The following is a 21,858-nucleotide window of genomic DNA, read 5'->3' as shown; positions in this document are numbered from 1 at the left end:
TGCCCATGGGGGTTCATCATTGAACCCTGATGTTACGAATCGACATCCTTGTCGCTTCGGTTAGCCCTTGATTGCAGGTGTCGGGCGCAAAATCACCGGAAAACGCGCCAGAACCGGATCATTATGCAGGTGCAGCAACCCCATGCTGAAAATTTCAGCGTCAATACCGGCTGGAGTCGAAAATCTGACCATCAAAGAAAGCATCCGGCGCAAGGATCATCTGTCCGCGCTCGGATGCGACGGCGGTGGGGTGGTGCAGGCTGCCCTCCAGCTTCTCGGATGCGCCGGGCAGGTCGGCCCCCGCTGTGCGCAGGTTCTGGCGATACAGATCCGTCCGGCATATCGCTTTTGCGGCGGCAAGGCTGGTCGCGGGGTCCAGCCCGTGACGCGCGGCCAGTCGGGCTGCAAACCATGCGGCCTGTGACCGCCACGGGAAACTTGCCGCCCCGTCAAAGAAACGGATCATGTCGGGCACCTGCCGGATTTCACCTTGTGGGGAAATCACCATTTCCCCGCGCAAGGCCCTGTCCAGCACATCGACCGGCGTGTTGACATATTCCGGACGCGCCAGAATTTCAGATGCAATCAACCGGTTTTCCGGCACGCTTAGCCACCGTGCCGCGCGCCATATGGCGCGCATCAGGCATCCTGTCAGGGCGGGATTTGCGTACACCCAGTCATGGCGCGCGGCCAGAACCTTTTCGGGGGCTACGGCCCATATTGCACGGCTGGGCAACAACAATGTGCCCGCGCCCAGTTCCACCGCGACCGATCCCCACGGTTCGCCCACGCAAAACGCATCCACTTCGCCTGCGGCCAGCGCATCTGCCATACGCGGCGGCGGGATGGTGCAAAGTTCATAGTCCAGCCCCGCATCCCGCAGCCAGTAATTCACCAACTCCACATGCGTTGAAAACGGGAACGGCACGCCAATACGCAACCGGCCACGGGACGCTGCGACAAGGGCCGCTTTCGCGCTACCTGCATGCGTGAAGGCGAAGTCATGCCCGATGGCGCGCAGCCTGTCGGCCAGCCCCTGCGACACCCCGACCACGTCACCATTGATGGACAGCACCTGCAACACATCCAGCCGCGCCACTGCACCACCAAGGCCCAATGCCATGGCAACGGGAACAGGCGCCAGCATCTGCGCGACATTCACCTGGCCCCAAAGCAGCATGTCGCGCAGGCTGGACCATGACGGCGCGCGCTGCAAATCCAGCGCCAACCCCTCGGCCGCTGCAAAGCCCATCTCATGGGCAATGACAATCGGTGCCAGATCCAGCAGCGGAACAAAGCCCACGCGCACGGATGTCAGGTTCATGACAAAAGCCCCGCTGCGGTGACAAGGGCGCTTGCAACCTCGGCCAGTTTGCGGCCCTGATCCATGGCGGTTTTGCGCAACAATGCGTAGGCTTCTTCTTCGGTCAGGCCGCGCGCTTTCATCAAGATGCCCTTGGCGCGGTCAATCAGCTTGCGTTCTTCCAGTGCGCGGCGGGTTGTTTCCAGTTCCATGCGCATGCGACGAAACATCTGAAAGCGGGCAATCGCCGCATCCATCACGGATGCCACGCGGTCCGGTTGCAGGCCGTCCACCACATAGGCAGACACACCGGCCTCGATTGCCTGCTGCGTCAGGTCGCGGTCCGTGCGGTCAACAAAAAATGCAACAGGCCGTTCCATCGGGCCGGACGCCAGGGCCATTTCCTCCAGCGTGTCGCGGGACGGGTTTGACATGTCGATCAACACAATATCAGGCGCAATGTCGCACACGCGCCGCGCCAGCCCTGCGGCCTCGCTGATGACGGTGACGTGATGGCCCAGCGGTTGCAGGCTGTCGATGACCAGCCGCGCGCGGGTTTGATCGGGTTCTACAATAACGATATGAAGTTTCATGTCCGGCACTGGTTGACTTGCCCCCTGCAACCCATGAACCCCCGCTTGGGACAAGGCCAGCGCGGCCAGATTTCGGCCTTGTGCAGGGCTGGTGGTCACAAAATAAGCGAAATTCCGGCCAGCGCCTTTTTTTCGCGCGGCTTTTCCCTGCATGCGTGGCAAACCGTTTCGCCGCGCGCGCGCAAATCGGCGCATATGGCTATAGCTGCCGGATTGGCGCGCCTTCGGTCCAAGCGCGCACGGCGTCTGCCATCTGGCTGTAGAACAGGCGCAATGTTGCCTCGGTCGTGTAGCCCAGATGGGGGGTCAGCAGCAGCTTGCCTTCGGCGATCAGATCAGCGTCCATCATCGGATGTGACGCGGGCAGGGGTTCGGTGTCAAACACATCCAGACCCGCTGCGGCCGGACGCCCCTGACGCAGACCTGCAAGCAGGGCTGTGTTGTCCACCAGTCCTGCACGGGATGTGTTTATGAACACCGCACCATCACGCATGGCAGAAAACGCTGCTGGCCCGATCAGGCCGCGTGTCCGGTCCGCGAGAACCAGATGCACTGAAACAACGTCGCTTGCCGCCATCAGCGCGGGAAGCGAGGGCATCTGTTCCGCGCCGCATTCTGCCGCGCGTTCCGCACTCAGGTTTTGGGACCACGCGCAGACAGTCATGCCCAGCGCTTGGGCAAGTGTCGCAACCTGTGCGCCGATGGTGCCAAGACCCACCAGACCCAGCCGCAACCCCGCCAGATCGCGGCCCAACGCGCCCTGCCAACCGCCGGACCGCAGGCTTTGCACATTGGGCAGAAATTGCCGGTTCAGCGCCAGCATCAGCAAAAGCGTCAATTCGGCAGTTGTGGTTTTGCGCGATTGTGTCGCGCATACCGTCACACCTGCTGCCCGCGCTGCGGCCAGATCGATACTGCCATTGCGCGGGCCAGAGGTGACGACCAGCCGCAGTTTGGGCAGCGCCTCAATCAGGGCGGCGGGTAAGGGCGTGCGCTCGCGCATGACGCAAACCACATCAAAGGGTTTCAGCCGCGCAACCAGTGACGCGCCCATCGGCAACGTGTCGCGAAATACAGTTATGTCACCAAGGCCGCCCCAGTTGCCATACGCCAGTGCAACGCCTGCGTAATCATCCAGTATCGCAATTTTCATCTTGTTTTCCCCCAGATCAGCCGCGCCATGACGGGCGCGCCCGTAATGACCACAATCAGGCGCATCAGGTGGTGTATAACGATGAATCCCAGATCTGCCCCCGCGACAATGGCCAGCACCGTCATTTCGGCCTGTCCCCCCGGTGCGAAAGACAAGAAGGCTTCCAGCATGGGGGCGCCACCCAATTTATACGCCAGAAGCGTGAATACCCCCGCAAGGGCAGCCAGTATGACCGCGAAAGCGGCGCCTGCGGCCACGTCATGACGCAGTTCGGCGAAAGTGACACCCCTGAACTGCATCCCGATTCCCATGCCGATGAAGAATTGCGCCAGCATGATCGCCTCGGCAGGGGGGCGGTGATGCAGAATATCGCCCAGTGACAGGGCGGTGGCCAGAATCATCGGGCCAAGGATCGCCGCGCCAAACAGCCCGATACGCACGCCCCCTTTCCAGCCGATCAGGGCGATAACCGCCATCAGTGCCATTTCATGCAGCGGCACGTCGCGCGCGGGCGCGCCAATCGGCTGGTCAAGCCCTACACCGAAGGGGCCGGTCAGCAGAATCGGCACCAGCGTAACAATGACCAGAACCCGTGTGGCGTGGATCAGGGACAATGCGCGGGGGTTTGCGCCCGCCTCCTGACCGAAAAGCACCATGTCCTGAAACCCGCCGGGCATTGCGGCATAATAGCTTGTCACGCGGTCAAAGCCGCAGATGCGCTGGAAGAAAGGCACCCCCACCAGACCAATCAGCACGACATAGGCAGGTATCATTGCAAGCGTTATGGCCATCAATGGAATCTGGCCCAGAATCGCTGGCGTGATTGATGCGCCCACGGCCACACCCAGAATTGTGCGCGCCGCAACAGATAATTGCCCTGCCCCTTGCAGCCGCACCCCCAGCAGGGCCGCGAACAGACAGGCGAACATGGGCCCGAACAGAAACGGCAGCGGAAGCGCAAGAAACCGGAACACCCCGACACCGGCAAGGGCGATGGCAAATGTCAGAAGGCGGTTGCTTGTAAACATGCTTGCTCTCATGGAATAGACATCTTGCATACTATTGTATCCAAGTGTATGCAAGGTGAAACAGCCACCCGCAACCCCGAGGACGACATGCGCAAACAATCCCAGCCCAATGTTGATCTGCCGCAGGGGCAGGGCGCCTATGACCGGCTTCTGGAAGATATCCGCCTTGGGGTGCTGCTGCCCGGTGCCCGCCTGCGCGAGGTCGAGTTGGCCGCGCGCCTTGGGATTTCGCGCACACCCGTGCGCGAAGCCCTAAGGCGACTGGAGGCGGATGGTCTGGTAGAGCATCTGCCAAGGCAGGGCGCGAGTTTGCGGCGGCTTGGGTATGCCGAGGTTATGGAGCTTTATGAGATGCGCGCGGTTCTGGAAGGGACCGCAGCGCGGCTTGCGGCCCGCGCCGCTTCCGATCTTGAGTTGTTGGAGCTGTCGGAAATCAACACAGCGATGACTGCAAGCGATTTACCTGCCGAGGTTGCGCGCCTGAACCGGCAATTTCACACATCCCTGATAAACGCAGCCAAGAACCGCTATCTTCAAGGGGCAATCGGGGCAATGGCACGCACATTGCTGATCCTTGGCCAGTCCACATTATTCGACCCTGCCCGCAGCAAAAGCGCAGCACAGGAACACGACACCTTGCTGCGCGCCTTGCATGCACGCGACGGCCATAAGGCCGAAGAAGTGATGCGCGCCCATATCGAGGCCGCGCATCGCATCCGTCTGCGCCAGCTGCGCGAGGCAGGTTTGATGGATGGAATCGAACCAAGCGGGGGCAATGATGTTGCAATATGACGTGGTGGTGGTCGGCGGCGGGAATGCCGCGCTTTGTGCCGCGATCGAGGCCGCAGAGGCTGGCGCGCGCGTCATCATTCTGGAATCCGCGCCCGAACATATGCGCGGCGGCAATTCACGACATACGCGCAATTTTCGCTGTATGCATCACGGCCCGCTGTCGGTTCTGACCGACACATATGGCGAAGATGAATATTATGACGACCTGCTGCGTGTTACCAAGGGGCAAACCGACCCGACACTGGCCCGTCTTGCAATACGCAACAGCGAAGCCTGCCTGCCCTGGATGGAGCGGCATGGCGTCATTTTTCAGGGATCGCTGTCAGGCACCTTGTCGCTGGACCGCACGAATGCGTTTTTCCTTGGCGGCGGCAAGGCGCTGGTCAATGCCTATTACGCCTGCGCCGAGGATCTGGGCGTGACAATCCGCTACAACGCCGAGGTGGCGCATGTGGAGCTTGGCGACGGGCGCTTTCAAGGGGTTACGCTGGTTGACGGCGAACAGATCGAAGGGCGCGCTGTGGTGCTGGCCTCTGGCGGGTTTCAGGCCGACCTGGACTGGCTTGCGCGCGCATGGGGGCCGGGGGCGGAAAACTTCCTGATCCGCGGCACGCCCTATAACCGTGGCACCGTGCTGCGCAATGTGCTTGACCAAGGCGCGCAATCGGTGGGGGACCCGACGCAATGCCATTGCGTGGCCATTGACGGGCGCGCGCCAAAATTCGATGGCGGCATTGTCACACGGCTGGACTGCGTGCCCTATGCGCTTGTCGTGAACCGCGACGCCGCGCGGTTCTATGACGAGGGTGAGGATGTCTGGCCCAAGCGCTACGCCATCTGGGGCAGATTGGTCGCCGCGCAGCCCGACCAGATTGCTTATGCGATTACCGACCAGAAGGCGCAGGGCCTGTTCATGCCGCCGGTATTTTCGCCAGTCAAGGCCGACACGCTGGGCGGGTTGGCACAGGCGCTGGGGCTATCGGGGGATGCGCTGGAAAAGACTGTGGCGGATTATAATTCTGCCTGCGAGGGTGGCAGTTTCACCCCTGGTGTGCTGGACGGGCTGGCCACCAAGGGGCTGAAGCCGCCAAAAACCAATTGGGCCCGCCCGCTGGATACCCCGCCCTATTACGGCTACATGCTGCGCCCCGGTGTGACCTTTACCTATCTGGGTTTGAAAGTGTCTGAACGCGCGCAGGTGCAAGGCGCGCATGGCGCCTTGCCCAATGTCTGGGCCGCGGGCGAGGTGATGGCAGGATCAATCCTTGGGCAGGGCTATCTGGCGGGGTTTGGCATGACCATTGGCACAGTTTTCGGACGCATCGCAGGACAGGAGGCGGCATCGCATGCTGGATAATACGCCAAACCTACACGACGAGGCCGCGCGCCAGTTCCAGATCTGCAATTCCTGCCGCTATTGCGAAGGCTATTGTGACGTGTTCCCGCAGCTTTTCGCCCTGCCTGAAATGACGGCCGCGTCAGCCACCCATCTGGCCAATCTGTGCCATAATTGCCGGGGCTGCTACTATGCCTGCCAATATGCCCCCCCGCACGAGTTTGATCTGAACCTGCCCGCCGTTCTGGCAGAATTGCGACAGGAAACATGGGAACGCCACGCGCGCCCGCAGGCGCTTGCGCGGGTGTTCCATGCCCATGGTGTCGCTGTGGCTGCCATGCTGATTGCGGGCTTTGCGTTGTTGTTCTTCGTCATGGCGCGCTTGCGGTCAGAGGGCGGCGAGGGCTTCTACGCCTACCTTTCTCATAATGCGATGGTCGCTATCTTCGCACCCGCGTTTGTTTTGCCGCTTGCAGGGCTTGCGGTTTCATTGCGCAGCTACTGGCGTGAAATCGGGGGCGGGTGGATCACATGGGCCAGCCTGCGCCAGATGGGCGGGTCGGTTGCGCGCATGAAAAACCTGTCCGGTGGCGCGGGGCAGGGGTGCAATTTCGAACAGGGCGCGCGCTATTCCAATGCCCGCCGCCACGCCCATCAGGCCACGCTTTGGGGGTTTGTGATGTGCTTTGCCGCAACGTCTGTTGCCACATTGATGCATTACGGCTTCGGCTGGGAAGCCCCCTATCCGTTCTGGTCACCACCTAAATTGCTGGGGGTTCCCGGCGGCATTTTGCTGTGTATGGGCACAGGCGCGCTGGCATGGCTGAAACTGCGGGCCGATCCGGAACTGGGGGCCGCGCGGGTCTGGGGGGGCGAGATGGCCTTTGTGCTGCTGCTGTTCACGGTATCGGCAACGGGCCTTGCACTTTATGCGGCGACAGGCACCAGCGCCGTGCCCGCGCTTCTGGCGATACATCTGGGTGCGGTGTTCGCGTTTTTCGTGCTCACGCCCTATACCAAAATGGTGCATGGCTTCTACCGGACAGCCGCGCTTCTGGCGCGGCGGTAGGCAGAGAGCGGGGGCATAGGACGGGAAATCGCCCTTTGCGGCTATTCGGGCCTGAATAACGGGTGCGCCGGGGGCTGCGGGCCCAACGCGACAGGGATGCACTTTATGCAGGCGGCAAGTTCCCGACCGCCAAGGGTTTAATCGCCATCGGGGTAATCGGCAGGCCGCAGGACGGCCCGACCTGTTGCGCAGCGGGCTGCACCCTTGCTCCGGCCCTTGGGCGTTTTCCAATGTCTTGCAAAGCGGCGGCTTATCGCGCGCCGTCCCAAACCCCACGCGGCACCATGACGGTTCCGCGTGCCAGAAGCCTTGCGGTTCGGGTCAGGCCGGCGGCACGGATGTCCACGCCATTTTGTGTCTCGACAAAATCCAGCATTACCTCCAGCGCGCCTGACGGGTGCTCGATGCGCATGGCCGCAGGCCCCGTGGCGGGCACCTGTGACAGCCCGTCAGCGACAGACCCTTTCAGCACAGCGCAAGCCGCAAGGCATTGACCCCCTGTGACCGCCATGGCGGGATGGCACGCCCAAGGTGTCAGGTAGCGCGCGCGCAGGCTGCCGCCTGCGCATGGCGCCGAAATCAGCCCGACCTTGGGGGTGACCGAAGCTGACACATCCGTGCCCAGTCCCATCATTGGCCCTGCCTTGCGGCGCAGCGCCTCGATCCGCGCGAGAAGGGCCGTGTCCTTATCGATTTCAGCGGGCGTTTCGTCGCCACGCAGGCCCAGATCCGCGGCGCGGACGATCATCATGGGCATGGCCACATCGATCAGCGTCACCTCTACCCCGTCGATCACATCGCGCGCATGGCCCGTGGGCAGCAACGCACCGCACATGGTGCCGACTGTCCCCATGAAGCCCAGCGCGACCGGTGCGGCGCCGCCCCGCAACCCGTCAAGCGTATAGCTGCCGTCATAGGTGACGCAGCCATCGGGCGTCTGCACCAGCGCATCCACCAGCGCGCCGGTATTGACCGCGCGAATGCGCAGTCGCGTCTCGGGGCCTTGAACCGGAACCAGACCCATCTCGATCGCCGCTGGCCCAACGCCCGACAGGATATTGCCGCAGGTTGGCCGGAAATCGACCGCTTCGCGCATCGGGTCAACCTGTGCGAAAAAGTAATCGACATCGACACCGTCGGCATCGGATCGCGACAGCATCGCAACTTTGGTCGTTACCGTCGCCCCGCCGCCTATTCCGTCGATATTGAGTATATGGCCGGAGCCAAGCGCCGCGCGCAACACGGCGGCCAGCCGGTCACGGTCAGCGGGCAGGTCGGCGGCATTGAAATACGCGCCGCGGGATGTGCCCCCGCGCATGAACAGGAACGGGATTTCGGTTTGCATATCATGCCTCAGCTAAAGGGCCACGGAAGCCGGTAAAGGTCTTGCAGCAATCCGCCCGGAAACCGCATGTTCAGCGCCGAGGCGAGGGTCAGCACGAAACCTGTGCAGCCAGCTGTCAGCAGCACGGTCATCAGCCAGCCTGCCTTCGCGCGGAGTTTCAGGAACGCTATGAAGAAAGTGATCAGGGCGATGACGAAACCCGCGATGGCCGTCAGTGCGACCAGCGCGCCCACCCATGCGATTGCACCCAGCGTCGGGCGTAGCGGCGTATCTTCAGATTGCGCTTCATGTTCTGTATCTGCCGAAACGGGATGGTTGGGCCTGCCAAGCACCAGAAATGCCAGCACCAGCGCCGTGAACCCTGCGCCTGCGATTGCCATGATCAGCGGAAATACCTGCCCCAGAAAACTTTGCTTCAGGGCGTCGTGAATGCCGACCGCGAAGAAGGCCAGCGCCAGACCGGCGAAGGCGATCTGCGGGGCGCGCGCGCGGATATTAGCGGCCGGGCCAGTGGCTGTGTCGCGGGCCTCAACGGCCAGAATTTCAGCCGGGCTTGCCTCCGAGATGCGGGCACGCAGGCCTAGCCAGATCGACCCTGCCGTGATCCCCATGATGATCATGACGCCGGTGCGGGTCAGGAATTCCCAGCCATAGAATTGCACCGCCTGATAGAGATAGGTTTCGGCCTGTGTGGCCAGCACAAACCCGATCAGCAGGGCAGGGCGTGGCCAGCCGAAGCGACGCATATAGACGCCCAGAACCCCGACAGCCAGCAAGGTGATCAGGTCATCAAGCGTGCGCGTCGCCTGAAAGGCGGCAAAGCAGATCACCACGATCATGAAGGGCGCAAGCAGTTTGAACGGAATCAGCGTCAGCTTGGAAATCGGCACCGCCAGCAGGATGCACAATCCGGCACCCAGCACATTGGCCAGCGCCAGTGACCACACGATTGTATAGGTCAGGTCCAGATTGCTGCCCACCATCGACGGCCCCGGCTGGATGCCCAGCAGCACCATACCGCCCAGAAACACCGCCATCGCCCCGCCGCCGGGAATGCCGAACAGAAGTGTCGGCAGAAGCCCGCCGCCTTCCTTGGCGTTATTGGCAGATTCAGGCGCGATCACACCGCGCACATCGCCCTGGCCGAATTTCGGGTCTTTCTTCACGGTCTGAACCGCATGGCCATAGGCGATCCAGTCCACGACTGTGCCCCCAAGACCGGGGATTGCCCCGATCAGCGCCCCGATGCCTGAACAGCGCAGCGTCAGCCACCAGTTGCGCGCCACATCGCGGATGCCCGTGAACCAGCCTGCACCCAGCGTATTTCGTTCGGAAATTGCACGATCACGGCGCAACAGATCCACGATTTCAGGCACCGCAAACAGTCCCAGACCGATCACGATCAGCGGGATGCCGTCATAAAGATAGTCGACCCCGTAGACCATGCGGAATTCGCCCGTGGCAGGCGCACCGCCGACCGATCCGATGATCAGCCCCAGCGCGCAGGCCGCCACGCCTTTGACCAGCGACTTGCCCGCCAGAACGCCCACCATAGACAGGCCAAAGACCGACAGCATGAACAACTCGGCCGATGAAAACGCCAAAATCACGGGGCGCGCGACCAGCACAAACCCTGTCAGCACCACTGCGCCGACCAGCCCGCCCACCAACGAGGCGAAGAAGGCCGCCGACAGCGCCCGCGCGGCCTGCCCCTTCTTGGCCATTGGAAACCCGTCCAGCACTGTTGCCTGCGACGCCGAAGATCCGGGTATGCCCATCAGGACGCTGGCAAATGTGTCCGATGTGGGGATCACGGCCACCAGTCCGATCAACATGGCCAGCGCTGACGTTGTGTCCATGCCGTACAGGAACGGGATCATCAGCGACAACCCTGCAATCCCGCCCAAGCCCGGAAAAATGCCGATCATCAGCCCGACAAGCACGCCGATCATCATGTAGCCGATATGCTGAAAGGTCAGAATATTTGTCAGGGCAGAGACAAAGACATCAAACATAAGATCCTCCGGCTTGCGCGGCATCAGGCCGCGGGCATATGCGCGGCTTGGGAATTATCGGACAGGGATATGAAAAGGCCCCCACGGCCATTTGCGCGGCCGAAGGGGCGGCTGCGGGCTTAGTCGCCCAGTCGCACGTTGTATTCGGCCGCCAGCATGTCGACGACCATCGAGCGGACCTCCGGATCGATGTTTGTGCCTGCGGTGAACAGGGCGTCAGCGCCACGGTCGGTCACTTGTCCGTAGCTGCCAAGCGCATCTTCAAATGTGGCCTGATAGTCGGGGTCGGCAAAGACATCACGCCATGCCGCACGATACGTCTCGATCAGGTCATCGGACGCGCCTTCGGGCAGGACAACCATTTTCTGCGCGGCAAAGCCGGCTGTGTTGAACGCCTTATAGGCGTCATACATCGGGCCGGAGGGCGCTTCACCGTGGACCATTTCATAAACCTCTTCCAGAATCGGCAGGTCCGGGAAGGTGGGGTCACGCTGCGGGTTGCCATCTTCATCAAGCACGCCCCATGACATCAGCGGAACGGCTTTGCCTTCTTCGACAAGGGGTGTCACATTGCTGATGAACGCCGAGGATGTCTGGTAGTCGATGTTAACCTCGCCGCGCTCGAAGGCCAGACGCCCATCGCCACGCCCGCCAAAGCCGAAGACATAGTTTACATCCAGCCCCAGCAGCTTGAACGCCAGCATCGGCACCAGATCAAGTGATGTTGCGCCCTGACTGGCATAGACAAGGCGCTGGCCTTGCAGATTTGCGACATCCTCGATGCTTTCTACCCCTGTCGAGGGCGAAACATAGGCCACGCCGCCTGTCGGGCCGACCATCACGACCGACCAGTCCTGATATTCGTAACGCACCCGCGGATCACCCAGCAGATAGGGGAATTGCGTGGAGCCGGATGTTCCCAGAATGGTCAACCCGTCAGGGCGGGCGCGCTGCGTAAACAGGTTGGTCCCGCGGGTCGATCCGCCACCTGGTTCATTGACCACAACCACGGTCGGGTTGCCGGGCAGGTGCTTGGACAAGAAGGGGGCGTTAAATCGCGCCCATGTGTCTGACCCGCCCCCGGTGCCGAAGGGAATGATCCATTCAATGGTCTGGCCGGAAAAATCTACTTGTGCTTGCGCGGGCGCGCCAAACGTAAATGCGGCTGTTGCGGCTGCGAAAATACCCAGCGCCCCGCGCCGGGTTTGTGTTGTCACTGTCATGTTGACCTCCCAAGTCGTTTTGCGCACATTCACAGGGGCGCCTCCATGCCCTGCTGTGCAAAGGAACGCTTAGCTGGCAAACCTGTCAGAATGCTGTCAGGACACGAACTAGTGGAAAAATCTGCAAGGAGCGGTGATGCGGATCGTGCTAATCGAAGATCATGCCATCCTTGCCCGCGCGCTGATCCAGTCGTTACAAGATGCGGGTCATGCTGTGGACTGGCTTGATGACGGCGCGGCGGCGGACAGTTTCCTTGCACAGAACGGCGCTGATCTGGCGATTCTGGATGTGAACCTGCCGGGCCTTGGCGGGCTGGATGTGCTGCGCCAGTTGCGCGCGCGCGGTCAGGGCTTTCCGGTGCTGCTGCTGACCGCACAGGGGCAGGTGTCCGACCGCGTGGCAGGGCTGGATGCAGGTGCCGATGACTATCTGGTCAAACCATTTGAAATGACCGAATTGCACGCCCGCCTTCGCGCCTTGTCGCGACGGCCACAAGAAGCCCGCACGGAACAGGAAATCATCGGGGGGGTCACCTATGACCGCGCCGCGCGCAGCCTGTCTACATCGCATGGTGTGCTGCATGTGTCGCGCCGTGAACTGGCATTATTCGAGGCATTTGCCGACAATGCCGGCAGGGTGCTGTCAAAAGACCAGCTGGGTGAACGGATTTACGGGACCGGCGCAGATATAGAGGGCAACGCCGTGGAGCTTCTGGTCTCTCGGTTGCGGCGCAAGCTGGACGGGCACGGGGTCGGCATCCGCACGCTGCGCGGCCTTGGATACCTGATGCAGGTCGACAAAGCATGAGGCGCGGCCTTTCACTGAACCGCAAACCATTTGCAGGGTCCTTGCGGCTGCGCCTGTTTGTGCTGATTTTACTGCCGCTTGTTGCCGTGGCGGTCATGGCGGGAACAATCCGCTACTGGCAGGCACAAACAATGTCGCAGGCCCTGTATGACGACGCGCTGAAGATTGTCGCCCATGTCGTCGCCCGAGAGGTCATCATAACCCAGGGTGATGTCGTGTCCGATGCATTGCTGGATTCATTGGTTGGGGCCTTGGGCGATCCGATCTTTTACAATGTCTCGGCGGCGGATGGGCGAATTCTTGCAGGCTATACCGACACACCCGAAGGCATTATCCCTGCTGAACTGCGTGGCGGGGAACCACATTTCTTCGATTTCACCTATAACGGGCAGCCAGCGCGTGCAGTGGTCCTGCGCGAGTTTATCGCCGACCCGTTCTTTGATGGCTGGACAACGGTTCTGGTCTGGCAGTCGACGACCCAGCGCCGCGCACTTAGCCTGATTATCTTGCAACAGGCGCTTGGTATTCTGGCGCTGGTGCTTGTGACTGCGGCGGCAGCAGTCTGGATCGGAATCGCCCAAGGTTTGCGCCCGCTGACCGACCTGCGCGAAGCGGTGTCTTTGCGCAGCCCATCGGAGTTGAACCCCATCCGGCGCGTTGTTCCCAACGAGGTGCGCCCCCTGGTAGGGACAATGAATTCCCTGTTCGCGCGGCTTCAGGCGGAATTGCAGCGCCGCAATCCCGTTGCCGCCATCCGCGCGCAGGCTGAAGCCGCGCTGTCCAGCAAGGACGCGCAACAGCGTGATGCCCGAGTTACAGATCTGCATGCAGCAGCAAGCGAGTTGTCGCGCCTGAGCCAGCAGTTGCTTAGTCTGGAAATTGCAGAACATACTGCGGCAACAGGCCGGACCCCGCTTGATTTTCGCCAGCTTGTGGCCGAGCAGGCACGCAAATTTGCACCTGTGGCGCTGGCCGAAGGGGTCGAGGTCCATTTGCAAGCGCCGGCACAACCCATGGTCGTCACCGGAAACCCTGTCCTTCTGCGCGAGGTGATTGACAACCTGCTGGACAACGCGCTGCGCTACGGGGCCAGCCACGGCGAGGAAATCCGGCTGCGTCTGGAACCCGACGACCGCCAGCTTACCCTGACCATAGAGGATGACGGGCCGGGTATTCCCGTGACCGCGTCCGAGCATGTTTTCGAGCGCTTCGTCAGGTTGCCGCAGCACGGCGGAAATGAACGGGATCGTTCGGGCTGCGGGCTGGGGCTCGCGATCGTGCGCTCGATCGTTGTGGCGCATGGCGGGTCTGCCTATCTGGCGCATGGCACCAAAGGGTGCGGGATTGTCATCTCGCTGCCGTTGTCGGGTAACGCCGCGTGACGCCGTATCCGGCCTGTCCGTAGGGGCGCGATGTTGCCTGACCGGTGCAGGATGACATTGCGCATCTATCTGCACTTGCCGCTGGGGATGTTTTGAATTAGCTTCCCTGTCAACAACCGTTGGGGTGCCTTGCTTGCAAGGCTGAGAGGCGTCACGCCAACCCATCGAACCTGATCCGGATCATACCGGCGTAGGGAACGGTGCGCAAAAAGGGCCATGACAGGCCCGCATTCCGTCCTCTGACGTTGGTACCCACAACGAAAGGAGGCGCGCTTGACCCCCATAGCCTTGACCATAGCCGGATCGGATTCCGGTGGCGGTGCCGGTATTCAGGCGGATCTGAAGGCATTTTCCGCGCTGGGCGTGTATGGCGCATCGGTCATTACGGCACTGACCGCGCAGAACACGCGCGCGGTCAACATGGTGGAACCCGCAAGCCCTGCGATGATCGCCGCGCAAATGCAGGCGGTGTTTGATGATCTGGCAATTCGTGCGGTCAAACTGGGCATGCTGGGCGATGCCGCGGCAATCGCGACTGTGGCGGCAGGGCTGCGCGGGCAGGAAATGCCGGTGGTTCTGGACCCGGTGATGGTTGCAAAATCGGGCGACAGGCTGCTGCCCGCCGATGCGCTGGCGGCGTTGCGCAGTGAAGTGCTGCCGCGCGCTACGGTGCTGACGCCGAACCTGCCGGAAGCTGCGGATCTGCTGGGCACGGCCCCTGCGCGCAACGAGGCTGAAATGCTGGAACAGGGGCAGGCATTGCGCGCCTTGGGCGCGCAGGCCGTGCTGATGAAAGACGGGCACGGCGACGGGTCGGATTGTGTGGACCTGTTGATTGACGCGCAAGGTGTAACCCGCCTGTCCGCGCCGCGCCGCGCCACGAAAAACACCCATGGCACCGGCTGCACATTGTCAGCCGCGATTGCGGCAGGGCTGGCGCAGGGCATGGGGCTGGCAGCAGCCGTGACGCGGGCGCATGCCTATCTGCAAGGTGCCATCGCGCATGCGGACGGGCTGGGCGTGGGGTCCGGTCACGGGCCGGTGCATCATTTTCACGGGATATGGCCCAATGGCTGATGTGACCATCATCGGGGCTGGTGTCGCAGGGCTTTGGGCCGCATGGGCGCTGTGCAAGGCGGGCGCAAGCGTGCGCCTGATGGACCGCAGCGGCGCGCCGGGGCCGCACGGGTGTTCGTGGTGGGCAGGGGGCATGCTGGCCCCGTTTTGCGAAGGGGCGGTGGCAGAAGCCGCCGTTGTCGCACATGGCCAGCACGCTGCCGCCGCTTGGGCCGAGGTGACAAATGTCACCTATCGCGGGTCGCTGGTGGTCGCGCTGGACCGCGACAGGGGCGAGTTGGCACGCTTTGCGCGCCGCACAAACGGGCATGAATGGGTCAGGGACGGTCTGGCCGAGTTGGAGCCGGACCTGCCCGGCCCTTCGCAGGCGCTGTTTTTCAGCGCCGAGGCCCATCTGGACCCGCGCACGGCACTTGCCGATTTGCTGGCTGCGTTGCGCGCGCGCGGGGTGGATATTCAACAGGCAGCGGCCACGCCCGATGACGTAACCGGCCCTGTCATCGATGCGCGCGGCATGGCAAGCCCTGTGCGGGGGCTGCGCGGGGTGCGCGGCGAAATGATCGTTTTGCGCGCGCCCGATATCGCGCTGACCCGCCCTGTGCGCCTGCTGCATCCGCGTCATCCGCTATATATCGTGCCGCGCGCGAATGGCGTCTATATGCTGGGCGCAACCCAGATCGAAAGTGCGGACCGGCGCGGCATTTCGGCGCGCTCCACGTTGGAATTGCTGTCTGCGGCCTATGCGCTGGACCCGCGCTTTGCCGAGGCCGAGATGCTGGAAACCGGCGTGGATTTGCGCCCTGCCTTTGCCGACAATGTGCCGCGCGTGGTCCGACAGGGGCGCGTTTTGCACCTGAACGGGTTGTTCCGGCACGGCTATCTGATGGCGCCCGCCTTAGCGAAGCAGGCGGCGGATTTCCTGACCAAAGGGATCAAGGGGGATTTGTTCCATGAAAATTGAAGTGAATGGCGAGAGGCGTGACATCAAGGCCACGAATGTCGCCGACGCGCTGGCAGAACTGGGCTGGGGGGACGCGCGCGTGGCGACGGCGCTGAACGGTGATTTCCTGCCCAAAACAGCCCGCGCCGGAACCGCCCTGAGTGACGGGGACCGGCTGGAAGTGCTGGCCCCCATGCAGGGCGGCTAGGCCTATGGCGCGAACACAGATGCACTGCATGAAGGTATATGATGATGCTTGATTTCTATGGCGTAACACTGGACAGCCCCTTGATGCTGGGCACGGCGCAATACCCGTCCCCTGCCATTCTGGAAGCGGCGTTCCGCGCGTCCGGCGCATCAGTGGCCACTGTGTCCTTGCGCCGCGAAAGCGGGCAGGGGCAGGCATTCTGGGACATAATTCGCGGGCTTGGCGTGCATGTGCTGCCCAATACCGCAGGGTGCCACAGCGCGCGCGAAGCTGTCACCACAGCGCACATGGCGCGGGAGGTGTTTGAAACCAACTGGATCAAGCTGGAAGTGATCGGCAATGCCGACACCTTGCAACCCGACCCGTTTGGGTTGCTGGATGCCGCCGAAACCCTTGCCGCTGACGGGTTCGAGGTGTTCCCCTACATGACCGAAGATCAGGTTCTGGCGCAGCGGCTGGTTGATGCGGGCTGCAAGGTGCTGATGCCATGGGGCGCGCCCATCGGGTCCGGTCTGGGATTGAACAACCGCTACGGGCTGAAAACCCTGCGCGCGGCGTTTCCCGACATTCCCATGGTCATTGACGCGGGTCTTGGCCTGCCCAGCCATGCGGCCGCCGCGATGGAGTTGGGGTTCGACGCGGTTTTGCTGAACACTGCTGTTGCGCAGGCTGGTGATCCGGTGGCTATGGCGCGTGCGTTTGGCATGGCGGCCAGCGCGGGCGCCCTTGCCTGCACCGCCGACCCGATGGAGCCGCGCGACATGGCAGCCCCGTCAACCCCGCTGATTGGAAAGGCATGGCTATGACCCTACCGCGTTTTTATCCGGTGTTCGACACTGTGGACTGGATGGCCCGCGCCCTGCCGCTGGGCGTAAAGCTGGTGCAACTGCGCATCAAGGACCGCGACCCCGATGCGCTGCGTCTGGACATTCGCGCAGGGCTGGCGCTTGCGCGCCAGCATGGTGCCGCGTTGGTCGTGAATGATTACTGGCAACTGGCGATTGAGGAAGGCGCGGACTGGCTGCATCTGGGGCAGGAGGATCTGGACAGCGCCGACATTGCCGCAATCAGGCGCGCGGGGCTGCGTGTGGGCATTTCCACCCATGACCATGCCGAACTTGACCGCGCGCTGGCGCTTGCGCCGGACTATATTGCCCTTGGGCCGGTTTATCCGACCATACTGAAGCAGATGAAATGGCACCAGCAAGGGTTGGAGCGTGTCACCGAATGGAAGCGGCTGGTGGGCGATATCCCGCTTTGCGCCATTGGCGGCATGTCCGTCGAGCGCGCGGCGGGGGCATTCGCGGCGGGGGCCGATATTGTTGCTGCCGTGACTGACATAACGCTGAACCGCGACCCCGAAGCGCGCATGCGTGACTGGCTGGCTGTCTGCGCATGACCCGCTATGCCCGCCAGATGGTGCTGCCGGAAATTGGCGCTGACGGACAGGCGCGGCTGGCGCGGTCGCATGTGCTGGTCGTGGGGGCAGGGGGGCTGGGTGTGCCGGTGCTGCAATACCTTGCGGGGGGCGGCGTGGGGCACATCACGCTGGTGGATGGCGACCATGTCGAGATCGGGAACCTGCACCGCCAGCCGCTGTATCGCATGGACCAGTTGGGCCAGCCCAAAGCGCGCGCCGCCGCCGCTACCCTATCGGCGCTGAACCCCGATGTGGCGATCACCCCGCATGTCGCATGGCTGGACCCTGCAAGCGCGCCCGACTGGGTGGCAGGCGCTGATCTGGTGCTGGATTGCGCCGACACATTCGCCGCCAGCCTGACATTGTCGGACATATGCCGCGACACGGGCAAACCGCTAATCACGGCAAGCGCGCTGGCGCGGTCGGGCTATGTGGCGGGGTGTTGCGGTGGCGCACCCAGCCTGCGCGCCATTTTCCCCGATCTGCCGCAGCGTGGGGCAACCTGCGCCACCGCGGGGGTCATGGGGCCGGTTGTGGGCGCGATTGGCGCGATGCAGGCGCAAATGGCGCTGTCCGTGCTGCTGGGCCTGACACCCGACCCCTTGGGCCAGCTTATAAGCCTTGATGCGGTGCGCTGGCGCATGGGGGGCTTCCGGTTTGACCGTGCGCCCGAACCCGATGCGCCGCTGCCCTTCATCGCGCGCAGCCAGACCCGTGCGGATGATCTGTTGATCGACCTGCGCACGGAAGCCGCGCCCTTTAGCGCAGATGCGCGCCATGTTCCGCCCCAGAATATCACCACCCTTGCCCCGCCTGCGGGCTGCCGCGTCGTGCTGGCCTGTGCCACGGGCTTGCGCGCGCATAATGCGGGGCAGGTGCTGCAAACCTGCTGGCCGGGGCAGATTGCCCTGCTGGCCCTGACAGACGAATGAAAGGATTTTCCATGAAATACCCCTTGGCCGCGCTGGCCCTTGTTGCCACCACCGCCCTGCCTGCCGCAGCGCAGGACCGCCTGAGCGTGATGCTGGACTGGTTCGTAAACCCCGACCACGCGCCCATCATTCTGGCGCAGGAACTGGGCTATTTCGCTGATGCGGGGCTGGATGTGGAAACCGTCACGCCCTCCGACCCGAACGACCCGCCGCGCATGGTGGCGGCAGGGCGTGTCGATCTGGCCGTGTCCTACCAGCCGCAACTGCATCTTAGCCGTCACAACGATTTGCCCCTGCGCCGCGTGGGCACACTGATTTCCACGCCGCTGACCTGCCTTGTGGTTCTGGCCGACGGACCGGTGCAGGATATGACGGACCTGAAGGGCGGCAAGGTGGGCTTTGCCGTTGCAGGCGTGCAGGAAGTGATGCTGGACGCGATGCTGGCCCATAATGGCATGGAACCGGATGATGTGGAGCAGATCAACATAGGCTGGTCCATTTCGCCCGCGCTGATGTCGGGGCAGGTGGATGGCGTGATCGGCGCGTTTCGCAATTTCGAGTTGAACCAGCTTCAGATCGAAGGGTCGGAAGGGCGCTGTTTCTACCCCGAAGCCGAAGGCATACCCGCCTATGACGAACTGATCTATGTCGCCAATCCCGACCGTATGGATGCGCAGGTTATCGCGCGTTTTCTGGACGCCACCGAACGCGCGACAGGGTTCATTCTGAACCACCCCGATCAGGCATGGGAAATATTCGCCGCCACCGCTGCTGAATTGCAGACCGAATTGAACACCCGCGCATGGGGGGACACATGGCCGCGTTTTGCCACCCGCCCCGCCGCCCTTGACGCCGGCCGCTATGCCCGGTTCGAGGAATTTCTTGCACAGCGCGGGGCAACAGCGGGCGGCTTGTCGGTCGCTGATCTGGCCGTTGATGTCACCGCAGGGGGCGGGGAATGAGGGCGGCGCCGGATTATGGCCGTGCCTTCGCCTTGTGGCGTGATCATGCGCCGCAATGGCGGGCCTACATCCATCATGACTTTGTAAAGGGGCTGCGCCATGGCACCTTGCCGCAAGAACATTTCCTGCATTACCTGCGACAGGATTATGTGTTCCTGATCCATTTTTCGCGGGCGTGGGCCTTGGCGGCAGTCAAGGCGGGCAACCTGTCGGAAATGCGCGCGGCATCAAGCACTGTGCACGCGCTGGTGCATCATGAAATGCCGCTGCATCTGGACATCTGCGCGCGCGCAGGGATCGACGCTGCCGCATTGGAGGCGACAATCGAAGCGCCCGCCAATCTGGCCTATACCCGCTATGTGCTGGAGGCGGGCTACTCGGGCAGTTTTCTGGACCTGATGGCCGCGCTTGCGCCCTGTGTGCTGGGCTATGGCGAAATTGGCGCGCGCCTTGCTGGCAGTGGGGGGCCTTATGCCGACTGGATCGAAACCTATGGCGGGGCGGATTATCAGGGCCTGTGCTGCGATGTCGGTGCGCTGATCGATGATGCGCTGGACTGTCGGCTGGGGGCACAGTGGCACAGCCTGCCAGCTGCTGCGCGCCTTGCGCAACGGTTCGCGACTGCGACGGCGCTGGAAGTGGGGTTCTGGGATATGGGGCTTGCGGGACCATGAACGCCCCCGCCCTGCATATCAGTGGCGATCTGTGGAACGGGGGGCTTGCGCTGATCCGCAACCTGAGCCTGGATTTCCCCGCCGGACACTGGTCCTGCCTGCTGGGACCGTCTGGTGTGGGCAAATCCACATTGGGGCGGCTGGTTGCCGGGCTGGCGGGGCCGTTTGCGCTGCACGGACAGTTCCGCGCGAGTGATGCGGCCCCCTTGAACGGGCGCGTGGCCATGATGGCGCAGGACGGGCAGCTTCTGCCATGGGCCAGTGTGCTGCACAATGTGACCATCGGTGCGCGGCTGCGCGGGCAGGTGCCCGACACGGCGCGCGCGCTGGCGCTGTTGCAAGAACTGGGTCTGGGCAGGCTGGTGCATCGTCGCCCTGCCACATTGTCAGGTGGCCAGCGCCAGCGCGTGGCCCTTGCCCGCACCCTGATCGAGGATTGCCCCGTCGTGGTGCTGGATGAACCGTTTTCCGCGCTGGATGCCGCGACACGGCTGGCCATGCAGGATCTGGCCGCGCGGATGCTGGCAGGGCGCACGGTTATCCTGATCACGCATGACCCGATGGAAGCCGTGCGTCTGGCGCAGCGGGCGTGGCTTCTGTCGCCTGAAGGGGCCTGCGCGCTGGACCTGCCCGACACGCCCCCCCCGCGCAGTTACAACGATGATGCGACGCTGGCCCTGCAGGGGCGTTTGCTGGCACGGCTGCACGGGATGAACGCTGCATGAGCGGGGTTTGGGGCGCCGTGCTGCGCGGTGTGCTGGCCTTGGGTTTCGGGCTGGCATTATGGCAAGGTGTGGTCTGGGCCAGCGGGGTTCCAGCGTTTATATTGCCCGGTCCAGTGCGCGTGGCCGAAAGCCTGTGGAACAATGCGGGCATGCTTGCGCAGAATGCGCGCTTTACGGCGGTGAATTTGCTGACGGGCCTTGCCGCAGGTGTGGCGCTTGGGGTGGCGACAGCACTGAACCTTGCGTTGTCGCCCGGTGCGCGCATGCTGCTGCGTCCCATGCTGATCTTCGCGCAGGCGGTTCCGGTCTTTGCCTTGGCACCGGTTATCACGTTGTGGTTGGGCTATGGTGCGCCCTCCAAGATCGTGATGGTTATGCTGGTGATCTATTTCCCTGTTACATCGGCATTCTTTGACGGGTTGATGCGCCTGCCTGCGCCAATCGCGGATATGGCGCAGCTTATGCGGGCGACCCCCTTGCGCCGGCTGATCTGGGTGCAGGTGCCGCATGCGCTGCCGTCACTGGCGTCGGGGTTGCGGCTTGCGGTGGTCTATGCGCCTTTTGCGGTCGTGATCGGGGAATGGGTGGGGTCGTCGCGCGGTTTGGGCTACCTGATGCTTATGGCAAACGGGCGCGGGCAGACTGACCTGATGTTTGCGTCCTTGTTCGTGCTGGCCGGGCTTAGTCTGACGCTGTTTTTCATTTTCGAGGCGGTTATACAAAGGCTGTCGCGTCCGGAAAGGACGGATGTGGCCGGATCATGTTGAGGCCGCTTGGAGGGGGAAAGTGGCTTGAAGCGGTCATTGGGTATTGCCCCAAGGTGCGGAATCAAGGCCGCAGGCCGCCGCACCATCGGCGGGCCGTCCCGCGGCC

General features: G+C 63.0%; 23 protein-coding genes and 1 riboswitch. Of the genes, 15 read left to right on the top strand and 8 right to left on the bottom strand.

From position 1 onward, the window contains the following. Window positions 1-60: 60 nt before the first annotated feature. The 5 genes from ACTIE1_RS11740 to ACTIE1_RS11720 form a co-directional block, all read right to left on the bottom strand. Entirely contained in the window at window positions 61-192 is a 132-nt protein-coding gene (locus tag ACTIE1_RS11740; protein ID WP_439562445.1) for a hypothetical protein, read from the bottom strand. Then, window positions 161-1,324, bottom strand: coding sequence for a CmpA/NrtA family ABC transporter substrate-binding protein (locus ACTIE1_RS11735; RefSeq protein ID WP_439562444.1), 1,164 nt, complete (start codon window positions 1,322-1,324; stop codon window positions 161-163). Before ACTIE1_RS11735 ends, ACTIE1_RS11740 begins: the two co-directional genes overlap by 32 nt. Further along, window positions 1,321-1,896, bottom strand: a complete 576-nt coding sequence (locus tag ACTIE1_RS11730) for an ANTAR domain-containing response regulator (protein WP_439562443.1) — start codon at window positions 1,894-1,896, stop codon at window positions 1,321-1,323. Before ACTIE1_RS11730 ends, ACTIE1_RS11735 begins: the two co-directional genes overlap by 4 nt. Before the next feature lie 199 nt (window positions 1,897-2,095). Continuing rightward, entirely contained in the window at window positions 2,096-3,049 is a 954-nt protein-coding gene (locus ACTIE1_RS11725) for a D-2-hydroxyacid dehydrogenase family protein (protein ID WP_439562442.1), read from the bottom strand. After that, the gene (locus ACTIE1_RS11720; RefSeq protein WP_439562441.1) at window positions 3,046-4,077 is read right to left on the bottom strand and encodes an AbrB family transcriptional regulator; all 1,032 of its coding nucleotides are present in this window, start codon (window positions 4,075-4,077) and stop codon (window positions 3,046-3,048) included. The genes ACTIE1_RS11725 and ACTIE1_RS11720 overlap by 4 nt, the downstream gene beginning before the upstream one ends. A gap of 87 nt (window positions 4,078-4,164) precedes the next feature. Between ACTIE1_RS11720 and ACTIE1_RS11715 the strand changes: the two genes are divergently transcribed. From ACTIE1_RS11715 to tcuB, 3 genes are read left to right on the top strand one after another with little or no spacing between them, the layout of a single operon-like run. Beyond that, window positions 4,165-4,869 carry a GntR family transcriptional regulator gene (locus ACTIE1_RS11715; RefSeq protein WP_439563393.1) on the top strand — a complete coding sequence of 235 codons (705 nt, stop codon included), beginning with the start codon at window positions 4,165-4,167 and terminating at the stop codon, window positions 4,867-4,869. Further along, window positions 4,853-6,226 (top strand): FAD-dependent tricarballylate dehydrogenase TcuA, encoded by a 1,374-nt coding sequence (gene tcuA / locus ACTIE1_RS11710; RefSeq protein WP_439562529.1) that lies wholly within the window; start codon window positions 4,853-4,855, stop codon window positions 6,224-6,226. Before ACTIE1_RS11715 ends, tcuA begins: the two co-directional genes overlap by 17 nt. Beyond that, window positions 6,216-7,274: a tricarballylate utilization 4Fe-4S protein TcuB gene (tcuB, locus tag ACTIE1_RS11705; RefSeq protein WP_439563392.1), complete on the top strand. Its 1,059-nt coding sequence runs from the start codon at window positions 6,216-6,218 to the stop codon at window positions 7,272-7,274. Before tcuA ends, tcuB begins: the two co-directional genes overlap by 11 nt. Before the next feature lie 250 nt (window positions 7,275-7,524). Here tcuB and ACTIE1_RS11700 read toward each other — a convergent pair whose 3' ends face one another. From ACTIE1_RS11700 to ACTIE1_RS11690, 3 genes are all read right to left on the bottom strand, one after another. Then, window positions 7,525-8,619: a PrpF domain-containing protein gene (locus ACTIE1_RS11700; protein WP_439562438.1), complete on the bottom strand. Its 1,095-nt coding sequence runs from the start codon at window positions 8,617-8,619 to the stop codon at window positions 7,525-7,527. 8 nt (window positions 8,620-8,627) lie between these two features. Next, the gene (locus ACTIE1_RS11695) at window positions 8,628-10,634 is read right to left on the bottom strand and encodes a tripartite tricarboxylate transporter permease (RefSeq protein ID WP_439562437.1); all 2,007 of its coding nucleotides are present in this window, start codon (window positions 10,632-10,634) and stop codon (window positions 8,628-8,630) included. 119 nt (window positions 10,635-10,753) lie between these two features. Further along, complete coding sequence (locus ACTIE1_RS11690; protein ID WP_439562436.1) at window positions 10,754-11,857, bottom strand: Bug family tripartite tricarboxylate transporter substrate binding protein; 1,104 nt, start codon at window positions 11,855-11,857, stop codon at window positions 10,754-10,756. Window positions 11,858-11,993: 136 nt separating this feature from the next. Here ACTIE1_RS11690 and ACTIE1_RS11685 point away from each other — a divergent pair, with 136 nt between their 5' ends. The 12 genes from ACTIE1_RS11685 to ACTIE1_RS11630 all read left to right on the top strand — a co-directional run bounded on the left by ACTIE1_RS11685 (window position 11,994) and on the right by ACTIE1_RS11630 (window position 21,752). Further along, complete coding sequence (locus tag ACTIE1_RS11685) at window positions 11,994-12,665, top strand: response regulator transcription factor (RefSeq protein ID WP_439562435.1); 672 nt, start codon at window positions 11,994-11,996, stop codon at window positions 12,663-12,665. After that, the gene (locus tag ACTIE1_RS11680; RefSeq protein WP_439563391.1) at window positions 12,662-14,047 is read left to right on the top strand and encodes an ATP-binding protein; all 1,386 of its coding nucleotides are present in this window, start codon (window positions 12,662-12,664) and stop codon (window positions 14,045-14,047) included. The genes ACTIE1_RS11685 and ACTIE1_RS11680 overlap by 4 nt, the downstream gene beginning before the upstream one ends. 110 nt (window positions 14,048-14,157) lie before the next feature. Further along, a riboswitch (TPP riboswitch) is annotated at window positions 14,158-14,261 on the top strand. Between the two features lie 59 nt (window positions 14,262-14,320). Further along, on the top strand, window positions 14,321-15,124 hold the full coding sequence (thiD, locus tag ACTIE1_RS11675) for a bifunctional hydroxymethylpyrimidine kinase/phosphomethylpyrimidine kinase (protein ID WP_439562433.1): 804 nt from the start codon (window positions 14,321-14,323) through the stop codon (window positions 15,122-15,124). Further along, complete coding sequence (locus tag ACTIE1_RS11670) at window positions 15,117-16,085, top strand: FAD-dependent oxidoreductase (RefSeq protein ID WP_439562432.1); 969 nt, start codon at window positions 15,117-15,119, stop codon at window positions 16,083-16,085. Before thiD ends, ACTIE1_RS11670 begins: the two co-directional genes overlap by 8 nt. Beyond that, complete coding sequence (gene thiS / locus ACTIE1_RS11665; protein WP_439562431.1) at window positions 16,075-16,272, top strand: sulfur carrier protein ThiS; 198 nt, start codon at window positions 16,075-16,077, stop codon at window positions 16,270-16,272. The genes ACTIE1_RS11670 and thiS overlap by 11 nt, the downstream gene beginning before the upstream one ends. Before the next feature lie 44 nt (window positions 16,273-16,316). Beyond that, window positions 16,317-17,078: a thiazole synthase gene (locus tag ACTIE1_RS11660; RefSeq protein ID WP_439562430.1), complete on the top strand. Its 762-nt coding sequence runs from the start codon at window positions 16,317-16,319 to the stop codon at window positions 17,076-17,078. Then, entirely contained in the window at window positions 17,075-17,671 is a 597-nt protein-coding gene (locus ACTIE1_RS11655) for a thiamine phosphate synthase (RefSeq protein WP_439563390.1), read from the top strand. The genes ACTIE1_RS11660 and ACTIE1_RS11655 overlap by 4 nt, the downstream gene beginning before the upstream one ends. Then, window positions 17,668-18,624, top strand: coding sequence for a ThiF family adenylyltransferase (locus tag ACTIE1_RS11650; RefSeq protein ID WP_439562428.1), 957 nt, complete (start codon window positions 17,668-17,670; stop codon window positions 18,622-18,624). The genes ACTIE1_RS11655 and ACTIE1_RS11650 overlap by 4 nt, the downstream gene beginning before the upstream one ends. 11 nt (window positions 18,625-18,635) lie before the next feature. After that, window positions 18,636-19,586, top strand: coding sequence for an ABC transporter substrate-binding protein (locus tag ACTIE1_RS11645; protein WP_439562427.1), 951 nt, complete (start codon window positions 18,636-18,638; stop codon window positions 19,584-19,586). Then, window positions 19,583-20,260, top strand: coding sequence for a thiaminase II (gene tenA / locus ACTIE1_RS11640; protein WP_439563389.1), 678 nt, complete (start codon window positions 19,583-19,585; stop codon window positions 20,258-20,260). The genes ACTIE1_RS11645 and tenA overlap by 4 nt, the downstream gene beginning before the upstream one ends. Then, on the top strand, window positions 20,257-20,985 hold the full coding sequence (locus ACTIE1_RS11635) for an ABC transporter ATP-binding protein (RefSeq protein ID WP_439563388.1): 729 nt from the start codon (window positions 20,257-20,259) through the stop codon (window positions 20,983-20,985). Before tenA ends, ACTIE1_RS11635 begins: the two co-directional genes overlap by 4 nt. Then, window positions 20,982-21,752, top strand: coding sequence for an ABC transporter permease (locus tag ACTIE1_RS11630; RefSeq protein ID WP_439562424.1), 771 nt, complete (start codon window positions 20,982-20,984; stop codon window positions 21,750-21,752). The genes ACTIE1_RS11635 and ACTIE1_RS11630 overlap by 4 nt, the downstream gene beginning before the upstream one ends. The last annotated feature ends 106 nt before the right edge of the window (window positions 21,753-21,858 follow it).

The sequence above is a fragment of the Roseinatronobacter sp. genome, from assembly GCF_051859525.1.
In the GTDB taxonomy this organism is placed as follows: Bacteria; Pseudomonadota; Alphaproteobacteria; order Rhodobacterales; family Rhodobacteraceae; genus Roseinatronobacter.
The sequence above is the reverse complement of the archived record's forward strand: the minus strand, read 5'-3'. Positions and strand labels throughout refer to the sequence as shown.